This is a genomic window from Glycocaulis abyssi, from assembly GCF_041429775.1.
Lineage (GTDB): Bacteria > Pseudomonadota > Alphaproteobacteria > Caulobacterales > Maricaulaceae > Glycocaulis > Glycocaulis abyssi.
Genome location: NZ_CP163421.1, coordinates 1,560,182 through 1,570,000, shown reverse-complemented (window position 1 = coordinate 1,570,000; position 9,819 = coordinate 1,560,182). Strand labels below are relative to the sequence as shown.

The 9,819-nt window shown below is 57.9% G+C and carries 7 protein-coding genes, 1 tRNA gene and 2 rRNA genes (1 of these 10 running past the window's edge); 8 read left to right on the top strand and 2 right to left on the bottom strand.

The annotated features are described in order from the left end of the window. Nucleotides 1–1,563 (top strand): 23S ribosomal RNA (locus tag AB6B38_RS07630); it begins 1,225 nt to the left of the window's first position. Between the two features lie 92 nt (nt 1,564–1,655). Beyond that, a 5S ribosomal RNA gene (gene rrf / locus AB6B38_RS07625) occupies nt 1,656–1,770 on the top strand. 120 nt (nt 1,771–1,890) lie between these two features. On the opposite strand, the gene AB6B38_RS07620 is transcribed toward rrf, so the two are convergent. Beyond that, nucleotides 1,891–3,093 carry a 2OG-Fe(II) oxygenase gene (locus tag AB6B38_RS07620; protein ID WP_371392251.1) on the bottom strand — a complete coding sequence of 401 codons (1,203 nt, stop codon included), beginning with the start codon at nt 3,091–3,093 and terminating at the stop codon, nt 1,891–1,893. Between the two features lie 192 nt (nt 3,094–3,285). On the opposite strand from AB6B38_RS07620, the gene AB6B38_RS07615 reads away from it, so the two are divergent. Both AB6B38_RS07615 and AB6B38_RS07610 read left to right on the top strand, forming a co-directional pair. Beyond that, nucleotides 3,286–3,362 (top strand) — tRNA-Met (locus AB6B38_RS07615). Between the two features lie 284 nt (nt 3,363–3,646). Continuing rightward, the gene (locus AB6B38_RS07610; RefSeq protein ID WP_371392250.1) at nt 3,647–4,852 is read left to right on the top strand and encodes a tyrosine-type recombinase/integrase; all 1,206 of its coding nucleotides are present in this window, start codon (nt 3,647–3,649) and stop codon (nt 4,850–4,852) included. Between the two features lie 54 nt (nt 4,853–4,906). Here AB6B38_RS07610 and AB6B38_RS07605 read toward each other — a convergent pair whose 3' ends face one another. Then, nucleotides 4,907–5,098 (bottom strand): hypothetical protein, encoded by a 192-nt coding sequence (locus AB6B38_RS07605; RefSeq protein WP_371392249.1) that lies wholly within the window; start codon nt 5,096–5,098, stop codon nt 4,907–4,909. Between the two features lie 435 nt (nt 5,099–5,533). Between AB6B38_RS07605 and AB6B38_RS07600 the strand changes: the two genes are divergently transcribed. The 4 genes from AB6B38_RS07600 (at nt 5,534) to AB6B38_RS07585 (ending at nt 9,750) form a co-directional block, all read left to right on the top strand. Beyond that, nucleotides 5,534–5,773, top strand: a complete 240-nt coding sequence (locus tag AB6B38_RS07600) for a hypothetical protein (protein WP_371392248.1) — start codon at nt 5,534–5,536, stop codon at nt 5,771–5,773. Nucleotides 5,774–6,067: 294 nt separating this feature from the next. Further along, nucleotides 6,068–6,568 (top strand): hypothetical protein, encoded by a 501-nt coding sequence (locus tag AB6B38_RS07595; RefSeq protein WP_371392247.1) that lies wholly within the window; start codon nt 6,068–6,070, stop codon nt 6,566–6,568. Then, nucleotides 6,558–9,311: a TraM recognition domain-containing protein gene (locus tag AB6B38_RS07590; RefSeq protein ID WP_371392246.1), complete on the top strand. Its 2,754-nt coding sequence runs from the start codon at nt 6,558–6,560 to the stop codon at nt 9,309–9,311. The genes AB6B38_RS07595 and AB6B38_RS07590 overlap by 11 nt, the downstream gene beginning before the upstream one ends. Further along, the gene (locus tag AB6B38_RS07585; protein WP_371392245.1) at nt 9,304–9,750 is read left to right on the top strand and encodes a hypothetical protein; all 447 of its coding nucleotides are present in this window, start codon (nt 9,304–9,306) and stop codon (nt 9,748–9,750) included. Before AB6B38_RS07590 ends, AB6B38_RS07585 begins: the two co-directional genes overlap by 8 nt. Nucleotides 9,751–9,819: the final 69 nt, after the last annotated feature.

Genomic DNA, 9,819 nt, shown 5'->3' with positions numbered 1-9,819 from the left:
GCGTTCTGTAGGCCTGTGAAGGGTTGCCGCGAGGCAGCCTGGAGGTATCAGAAGTGAGAATGCTGACATGAGTAGCGATAAAGGGAGTGAGAGACTCCCTCGCCGAAAGTCCAAGGGTTCCTGCGCAATGCTAATCAGCGCAGGGTAAGCCGGCCCCTAAGGCGAGGCCGAAAGGCGTAGTCGATGGGAATCAGGTTAATATTCCTGAGCCAGCGGAAAGTGACGGATACTGGAAATTGTCTACCCTTACTGGATTGGGTGGGCAGTGAAGGTGTTCCTGGAAATAGCTTCCGCATTGAGACCGTACCCCAAACCGACACAGGTGGACTGGTAGAGCATACCAAGGCGCTTGAGAGAACTCTGTTGAAGGAACTCGGCAAATTACTCCCGTAAGTTCGCGAGAAGGGAGCCTGGCATTGGGCAACCAGTGTCCAGGGGCACAGACCAGGGGGTGGCGACTGTTTACTAAAAACACAGGGCTCTGCGAAGTCGCAAGACGACGTATAGGGTCTGACGCCTGCCCGGTGCCGGAAGGTTAAAAGGAGGGGTGCAAGCTCCGAATTGAAGCCCCGGTAAACGGCGGCCGTAACTATAACGGTCCTAAGGTAGCGAAATTCCTTGTCGGGTAAGTTCCGACCTGCACGAATGGCGTAACGACTTCCCCACTGTCTCCAACAGAGACTCAGCGAAATTGAATTCCCCGTGAAGATGCGGGGTTCCCGCGGTCAGACGGAAAGACCCCGTGCACCTTTACTACAACTTCACAGTGGCGTTAGTGATGATATGTGTAGGATAGGCGGGAGGCTTTGAAGCGTGGGCGCCAGTCCATGTGGAGCCATCCTTGAAATACCGCCCTTATCCTTATTGACGTCTAACCGCGGCCCGTTATCCGGGTCCGGGACCCTGTGTGGTGGGTAGTTTGACTGGGGCGGTCGCCTCCCAAAGTGTAACGGAGGCGCGCGAAGGTAGGCTCAGAGCGGTCGGACATCGCTCGTTGAGTGCAATGGCATAAGCCTGCCTGACTGCGAGACTGACAGGTCGAGCAGAGTCGAAAGACGGCCATAGTGATCCGGTGGTCCCGAGTGGAAGGGCCATCGCTCAACGGATAAAAGGTACGCCGGGGATAACAGGCTGATGATGCCCAAGAGTCCATATCGACGGCATTGTTTGGCACCTCGATGTCGGCTCATCGCATCCTGGGGCTGGAGCAGGTCCCAAGGGTTTGGCTGTTCGCCAATTAAAGCGGTACGTGAGCTGGGTTTAGAACGTCGTGAGACAGTTCGGTCCCTATCTGCCGTGGGTGTCGGATACTTGAGAGGAGCTGTCCCTAGTACGAGAGGACCGGGATGGACGCACCTCTGGTGGACCTGTTGTTGCGCCAGCAGCATAGCAGGGTAGCTAAGTGCGGACGGGATAACCGCTGAAAGCATCTAAGCGGGAAGCCCCCCTCAAAACCAGGTATCCCTTGAGAGCCGTGGAAGACCACCACGTTGATAGGCTGGAAGTGGAAGCGCAGTGATGCGTGGAGCGGACCAGTACTAATTGCTCGATAGGCTTGATTTGCGTGGCTCATGAATGGCGATCGCCTCGTCCATCATGATGCCCGTCATATGTCAGGATAAAATGTCTCTGTGAAACCGCGTCAAACGCGCCGACCGGGTGGTTATAGCGAGGGGACCCCACCCGTTCCCATCCCGAACACGGCCGTTAAGACCCTCAGCGCCGATGGTACTATGTCTTAAGGCATGGGAGAGTAGGTCGCCGCCCGGTCCGCCCGTTTGACGCCAGTTGTCCTTTTTCTGATCAATTCAAATTGAAACCCCCGCTTCGGCGGGGGTTTTTTGTTTGCCTGGAACGCTGCCCTGCCCGGAGCTGTCAGCGCATTGCGTGTCAGCTAGTGCGCTCGGCTATCCCGGCCGCGCCGGGGGCCTGTTCGCGTACCCACAGGCTGGCCAGCGCCTTCCAGCCGGCGGTCACCGGCAATCCCTGGTGAAGGCTCAACGGATCAGGGGTCCCGTCACGGGTTACATTCTCAAAGCTCAGCATATCGCCCTTTTCGCCGCGCCAGCTCAGATCGAGCCTCGGAAACCGCGTTTCTCCACCCTCATACCCGCTATTGAGCGCAGCCAAGGTGGTGGCCCGGCGCTGGCCCTGCGCCGTCAGTTCGGCACCTGCCCAGCCTTCGTCGGACGTGAAGCAGTCAAGGTGCGGCTTGTACTCATCTCCCGGATAATACAGCAGAATTGCAAGGTTCTCTGCAAAAGCAGTGGTGGTGCCGGTGCAAGCGGCCATGTCAGCCACAATGCGGGCGACAACGAGATCCTGGAAGGAGCGCGGAATACTGGCTGAGTAGGCTTTTCTGTGTGCATCCTGACTGGAGCGCCCGGTGACGGGATCGAAAACCTCCGCCCGTCTGAGGGTGGGCCAGGCGGCCGCCAGAAGGTAGTCGCACAATGCGTGACCGACCGCGGCGCTGTGGGACTGTATGCGGGGCGTCTCGCCGAGCTGTGCCGGTGAAGCCTTTGCCGCTCGCGAAGCGGGGTCGAGGTGTTCCAGCCCGTCTGTGTCCGCCGGCAAGACCGGCGCATGTGACGTGCGCGCCATGTTCGCCATTGCGGTCTTCAACGGGCCTGCCAGTGGATAGCCCGCGCTCATCAGCGCGTTTAGCCAGTCCTCCAGCTCTGGCCAGAGCCCTTCGTGGTTTTTGGCGTGATGAAGCAGGGCTGCTGCTGCGAGACCCGCCCCCTGCCGGGCTGCGCCCTGTAGCAGCTCAAGAGACTGGGCCGGGTGGCTGTCCAATAGCAGCACGCCCATCTGTACCGCTGCATCGCGATCGCCTGCACGCGCATGTTCCAGCCGTCTGCGGACGGCATCTGGAAATCCGCCGGGGCGCAGCGCCATCGCCGTTGTCAGCATGCGCCGGGCAATGGCATTGCCGGGCTCTGCCGGTTCAAGCACTTCTATGGCCCCGTCAGGGTCGATAGGGCCATCACGGCCATCAAGCAGCATGCCCGCCAGTGGCAGGCGTGCCCGCTCATCGCCAGAGCGTAGAGCGGCCTGCAGGAGCTGACGTGATGCGCGCGTGTCGTCCATTCTGCCAGCTTCTATAGCCTTGCTTGAGAGCGAAGGCATGGAGGATGTTTGCGTAAGGTCTCTGAGCCGGCAGACTAGCTGGCTGCGCTGTGAATTCCAGTGCTGTTCAAGACCGGATACATCCGGTTGACTGCTCCGGCTGTGTTGGTTAGTTACACCGCTCCCCATCGCCGGGGGTCAAACCGGCATTGACGCGGGGTGGAGCAGCCCGGTAGCTCGTCAGGCTCATAACCTGAAGGTCGCAGGTTCAAATCCTGCCCCCGCAACCAACAAAATATCTTCTAAGATATTGAAATATAATAGAAAATAGCCCCCGCCATTTTTATCTTTTCCCGCAGAATCACCCCGTGATACCCTTACACATGTCTTACACACTTCGGCCAAGCCCGAGTGCGTTCAAATCCGAAGCCTGAAAATCAGGTTCTGTCACAGACCGTGCGCACAAAAATGAAACTGTGAAACAACAGCGCCCAGTGTGTAAGTCAAAAATGTTGTTATTTCAGCTAGTTAGGCTGTGTGACACTGTGTAACTTACATCGCGGTAGGTGGTTTTATGGACAAGGACACGATCTTAGACGGAAAGGTAAATCTCTATAAGCGACCGAGCTCACGCTTCTGGCAGTGCTCGGCCTATTTGGACGGCAAGAACAGGCGCGCCAGCACCGGACAAGAAAGCCTCTTTGAGGCCAAGCTCTTCGCCGAGGAATGGTATCTGACCCTTCGCGGCAAGATGAAAGACGGCACGCTCAAGAATGCCGAGAAGACCTTCCGCCAGGCAGCGCTCCAGTTTCAGATCGAATATGAAACCATCACTCAAGGCCAGCGCAGCCCCGCTTGGGTGCGCGGGCACAAAGACCGGCTGAGGCTTCACCTACTGCCGTTTCTGGGTGATCTCGGATTGTCCGAGGTGACGTCCGGAAAGGTGCAGGAGTACAGGCTTCATCGCATTGAGACAGCGCGAGGCGGCAAGCCGCCAGCGCGCAACACCCTCCACAACGAGATCGTCACGCTCCGGCAGGTGCTGAAGACGGCTATCCGGCATGGCTGGCTCGACCGTCTGCCCGATCTGTCCATGCCCTATAAGACGCAAGGCAAGATATCGCATCGGCCTTGGTTCAGTCCGAAGGAGTACAAACAGCTCTATCAGGCCACGCGTGAGAACGCGCAGAACCCCTCGCGTCCTCAGGATAAGAAGCACGCCGAGGATCTGCACGATTTTGTGCTCTTCATGGCCAATACCGGCCTTCGACCGGATGAGGCCTCCAATCTTGAGCATCGCGATATCGACATCGTGGAAGACGCGGCTACCGATGAGGTCATTCTTGAGATCGAGGTGCGCGGCAAGCGCGGCATGGGCTATTGCAAATCCATGCCTGGCGCGGTCATGCCCTATCGGCGATTGGTGCAACGGCACAAGCCCGAGCCACAAGACAAGGTGTTTCCGGTCAACCACATCCGGATGTTCAACACGATCCTGCGCAATACCGGCTTAAAGACGACGCGGGACGGCAAGCGCCGCACGGCCTACAGCCTGCGGCACACCTATATCTGTCTGCGCCTGATGGAGGGCGCTGACATCTATCAGGTGGCCAAAAATTGCCGCACCAGCGTGGAGATGATCGAGAGATTCTACGCCGCCCATATCAAGGACACGATTGATACGGCGGCGGTAAACGTCCGGCGCGATCCCAAGAAGAGGAACCGCTCTATCGCGGCGGAAATTCTGGACGAGGACGCCGAACGGGAACCGGCTGAATAGCTAGATCACAGCGTTAAAATCAGAAAACTGAATCTGACGAATGCGTATGACGCACTACTTTGTTCGAGCGGCATTAAGCGCAATAACTACAACAATGATGAAAGTTGATGCAATTAAAATTGTTAATCCATGCTCCACAAGAAATGACAATATATTGAATATTGCCCAAAATAAAATGATAACAATAATGGCAACAAAGGCGGTTATCATTACGTATTTTAGGGCGCTATTGTTTTGATCGCTCATCCTCGACCCTCTGTATTTATTGCCGCTCCCGCAAACAGCACGTACCCACATAATGATATAGAAGTGGCTATTGCCAATGATAGCCACAGCTCCAGCTTAAATAAATTAATCGCAACTGGTATTGATACAAAAGTTAGAAACGGGATCGCCAATAAGCCTACCGAAAATATCAATATTGAGAATTGACCGCATTTTCCTGACGTTATTCGCTCTATGGCTATTGTTGAATTCAGTATTGTGGCATCGAGCCAGGTGCTAAAAACAACATTCACGCTAATCTGATCCGCCGTGGTTGATGTAGTGTCGATAATAGTTATTGACAAATAAGCTATTTTCAATATTATGCTAAATATTAATAAGCTCGGATAAACAAAAATATATTTTGCCTTGGTGGAGATCATTTAATTTACACTTTGCATTTTTTAGGAGATTTCATTGTTTAAACGTTTTTCAAAATCTGATGTTGTTGGTTGTTTGTCAATGTCTGGAATTTTTAGCTTTGGGATGGCTTTTTCGCATGCATACGTTATGGGGCCAGCCATGTTCCTCAACATTTTCTGGATTTTTCCCGTACTGTTTGTCGGCTCTTTAGCGATGTTCGCCCTCGCCAATCGTATATCGAAGTCCGAACTCAAGACACCGAAACCAAAAGTGCCATCCGCTGATTTACGCTAGGCATCAAGCTTTTTGGGGTCAAGCCAAGCTTAGTGATCCGTTGTTGCCACTGTGTGGTGTGAAGGGCAAACTCTCCTTTGCTGATTGAACGGATAGTGAGGGGGCATGCTTTGGCGGGTGCTCGTCTCTGATGGTCATGTCCGCGCGGCGAAGCTTCGCACGGTCATGCCATGGTGGTTAGCGGTCGCAACCCTTGCGTCCGCCCTGGGTCTGGTGGGGCTGCTTGCCATTGCCCCACCCACTTCACGCGAAGTCAGCACTGAACGAAGCCTCACTTACGACCAGCGCCGATCAATGCCTGAACAGGCAACGGCGCAGGCGGTGACGCGCTTTTTCCGCGCTTTGCCGCCGGTGGAGCTGGACGCCGAGACGGGAACCCGACTGGCTCCGGCCTATGAGATCAACCGCATATTGCCGCTTATCACTGAGAGCCTGAACGAAACCGGCAGGCTCCCCGAACATATCGACTTCACGGACGTGAACCGTGAGGGATTCTGGCGTGAGCCATGGGATGTCACCAGCCTTCGCGCCTATAGGCGCGGCAATCTCTATCTGATCGGCGCAATCGTCTCCGATGAGCGCGAGATGCGCGCCCAGCGCATCGCTCGTCCGCCCGTGCGCTGGATTGGCGTGTTTCGGCGAGTGGACGGCCAGTGGCATGGCTACACGCTGCGCTTTGATAGCTCCTATGTGCCGCCTTCGCCTTTGGTAGCGATTGATCCGGCCAGCGTGCCTGTGACCATGGAGCGGCTCTTGCCGCGCCGCGCTTTGGCGGAGCATCGCAATGGAAGGTGAGCTGATGACAGGCGGCGCCGGTGCCGCCGCGCTAATCCCGATTGTGTTGAGCGTTCTCGCGCTGGCCGCAGGCCTGTTCGTGGTGCTGCGCATCAAGTTCTTGCGCCAGATCGCGCTCAGCCTGATCGGCGTTATTCCCGCCATCGTGCTGGCGCTTCTCTCCCTTGTCGCCCTGGTGTTTTGGAGACCCGCCCTGTGGCTCGTCTCCAAATCCCCGATCCTGCGATTCCTCGCTAGATGGTTCGTCTATGCCGTGCATTATGCGGGCGAGAAAGCCGAGCCCGAGATCAAGGACGCTGATCGCGGCAAGGATGAGGACAAGGACAAGCGCGCCGAGGAAAACCGGCTGGAGGCGATGTTCGCCCGCCGCAGCGCCGAGCTGGCGCGCTCCATTTGGCCAGAGGCAGATTATCCGTTCCTCTATGAAGACGTACCCGAGGATATTCGCCGCCCCGTCTGGGAAGATGGCAGGCTGATCGGCGGCTTGCCCGTCACATGGCTGGCGGATCGCCATCTTACTGCGCCCTTGCTCACCCATGCGGCCATGGCAGGGCTGACCGCCGCCTTTCTGCTCAGCATCCTGCCCATTCTGGCATTTGTGCTGGGCGGGCTTGGCGCTCTGGTCGCGCCCTACTGGTCAGCCTTCACCGCAGAGCCGCGCATATTGGAGAGCTGGCCGGACGGCTCGCAGATCACCGCCTCGCGGCTCACCTATCTGTGGCAGGCCACCGGCATGACACTGGCCACTGTGGTTGAGCTGGCCATTCGCCTGATCCTGTTCTCGCTGGCCTGGCTGCTATTCGCAGCCGGTGCCGGTCTGCTGGTCGCCTTCGCCGTCATCGAGACCGTTAGACGCGAGAAGGCCAAGCCCTATCAGCTTATCACCAAAGACGGCCTTGTGCGCTGGCCGTATCGCGCCGAAGCGCGCGCCATCGCCCACATCACCTATTGCAAGCAGGTCGAGATGAGTGCGGGCTATCTCAAAGCCACGCCCTTGTTTCAGATCGGCAAGACCACGGGCGCTATGCGCTTGCGGGGAGATTTCAACGCGCCGATGCGCGATCAGACACTCTGCCTTGATGGAGATTCCGTCTTTCAGCACACGCTGGTCATGGGCGGTACGGGTGAGGGTAAAACGACCGCGATCCTCAAACCGCTTTTGCGCCAGTTCATCGCGCGCAAGAGTTTCGGGCTCTATGTCTGCGATGCCAAAGGCGTGCTGTGGAATGACGCGCTGGCAATCGCCAAATCCATGAAACGCACCAAGGATGTGGTCATCATCGGCACGGGTGAGGATCAGCTTGGCGTGGACGTTGTGTCTGGTCTGACACCGACCCAGACCGCAGGCGTGCTGCGCTCTGTCATGACCCAGCTTGGCGGCGCGTCCAGCGATAGTTTCTGGCCGGACATGGCCGCCACCGTCATGCGCCATGCCCTGACCATCGGACAGGCCTATGCCCGCACCGAAGCCGGCAAACGGCTTGCAACAGGTGCGGACGGGGACGATCCCCTCAATCCCTATTCGCTCTGGTGGGCGTATCAGGCGCTTCTCGCCCCCGAGACGCTCAGTAACGCGCTTGAGACGATCAAGGCGGCCTTGCAAGAGGAGCTGGAGCTTGCACGCGAGGGCAAGACCGGCCTGTCTCCGGCCGATTACGCGATCCTCACCTCCGATGAGGTGCGCGCCAGCCGCGATTATCTCTCCGGCGCATGGAAGGACATGGCCGAACGCACGCAAAGCGGCATTCTCGCCAGTGTCAGCCAGCTCATGGACGGGTTTTCTGGTGCGCCGGTTCTGCGCAAGCGCTTTGTCTCCGGCCTGTCTGAAGACACAATACCCCTCACGAGTGCGCTTGAGGGCAAGATTGTCCTGAGCGCCCTGTCCAATGTCGAGGACGGGCTGCCCGCCCGCCTGGTCAACATCCTGCTCAAGACGTGCCTTTATCGCGAGGCGCGCCTTCGCGAAGCCGCCTTCAAGGCCGAAGGCAAGCGGCCTCAGGACAGCCCCTGTGTCGTCATGATGGACGAGGTACAGGAGATCGTCACGGTTGATCCGACCTCAGGTCTAAGTGACGCGACCTTCTGGAATGTCGCTCGCTCGACGGGGCTGATCGGCATATTCGCCACTCAGACCGTCGCCGCCCTGGAGCAAGCCATGGGCGAGGCCGCCGCCAAGAACTTTCTCCAACAGGCGCGCTCCAAGATATTCCTGCGCTCTGAAGACCGCGCCACCATCGACTATGCCTGCTGGTGCGCGGGCAAGTTCGAGCGCAATCGCGTCTTTGAAGAAGGCCAGAGCGAGAGCATCGAGCATCGCGTGCTCGTGGATCAGTGGGATCCACTCGCCACCCCTGATCCTGATGAGGAGTTTCCGATCAAGAACGGCTTCATGCTGATGCTCAAAGCCGCTCTGATGCTGGTCAATCCGGCCAGCCGCCAGATGAGCCAGCCCAGCGTGCGCCCTGTCTATGCGCCCGATCTGCGCTTTATCCCGCAAGGGGGCGGTTTGTTCGGCGGTGGCGATGCCCAATCGCTGGCCATCGCCCAGACCTCAGCCCGTCAGGCCGCTCATTGGCGTGCGGAAGATTTAGAGCGCAAATACCGCGCCGAGGGCAACCAGTCCCAAGACGCCCTCACGCCGGCCGATATGATCGGCATGGGGCGCTGGCATGCCTATGCCCTTGTGCAACGCGCAGGCGCGATGCGTCAGGATATCATCCGGCTGGAGCATGATTATGATTGAGAGGCGCGCGCTCATCATATCTGTCTCGCTTGTCCTGACGCCGAGCGGCATGGTTATAGCGGCGGTGAGCGACACTCAGCCGCCCAGCGGTTCCTTCCTGACACGGTTCTGCGCCGCCCATCCCGATGATGAGTTTTGCGCGCGGCTTGCCGCGATGCGGCGCAGCGGCGAGGATCGTACCTCTGGTCAGCCCGAGGCCGAGCAGGCAAGCTCTCCGGACGTGGAAGGAATCGGGGTCTATGTGGTGACGACCAATGGCGTGATCCGCTCAGAGCCTTCAACCGCACGCGGGCGTGCCACCGTTATCGGCAATGTCGCGCGTGGCCAGCGGGTCACCGCCTATCGCCGCTTCAACAATGAAGGTCGCACATGGTTGGAAGTCAGACTCCAAAGCGGACAACCCGCCTATATGGCCGAGAGCTTGGCGCAGAGAGAATAAACCTTCACCTATCGCTTTAGCTCATAATGAAATGGTAATGCTAAGATGCGGATGTAGTTATAGGGCAAG

Excerpts from the sequence above, each read along its gene's own strand:
- AB6B38_RS07620 (WP_371392251.1), bottom strand. The coding sequence starts at position 3,093 with ATGGACGACACGCGCGCATCACGTCAGCTCCTGCAGGCCGCTCTACGC.
- AB6B38_RS07610 (WP_371392250.1), top strand. The coding sequence starts at position 3,647 with ATGGACAAGGACACGATCTTAGACGGAAAGGTAAATCTCTATAAGCGA.
- AB6B38_RS07605 (WP_371392249.1), bottom strand. The coding sequence starts at position 5,098 with ATGAGCGATCAAAACAATAGCGCCCTAAAATACGTAATGATAACCGCC.
- AB6B38_RS07595 (WP_371392247.1), top strand. The coding sequence starts at position 6,068 with ATGCCTGAACAGGCAACGGCGCAGGCGGTGACGCGCTTTTTCCGCGCT.
- AB6B38_RS07590 (WP_371392246.1), top strand. The coding sequence starts at position 6,558 with ATGGAAGGTGAGCTGATGACAGGCGGCGCCGGTGCCGCCGCGCTAATC.
- AB6B38_RS07585 (WP_371392245.1), top strand. The coding sequence starts at position 9,304 with ATGATTGAGAGGCGCGCGCTCATCATATCTGTCTCGCTTGTCCTGACG.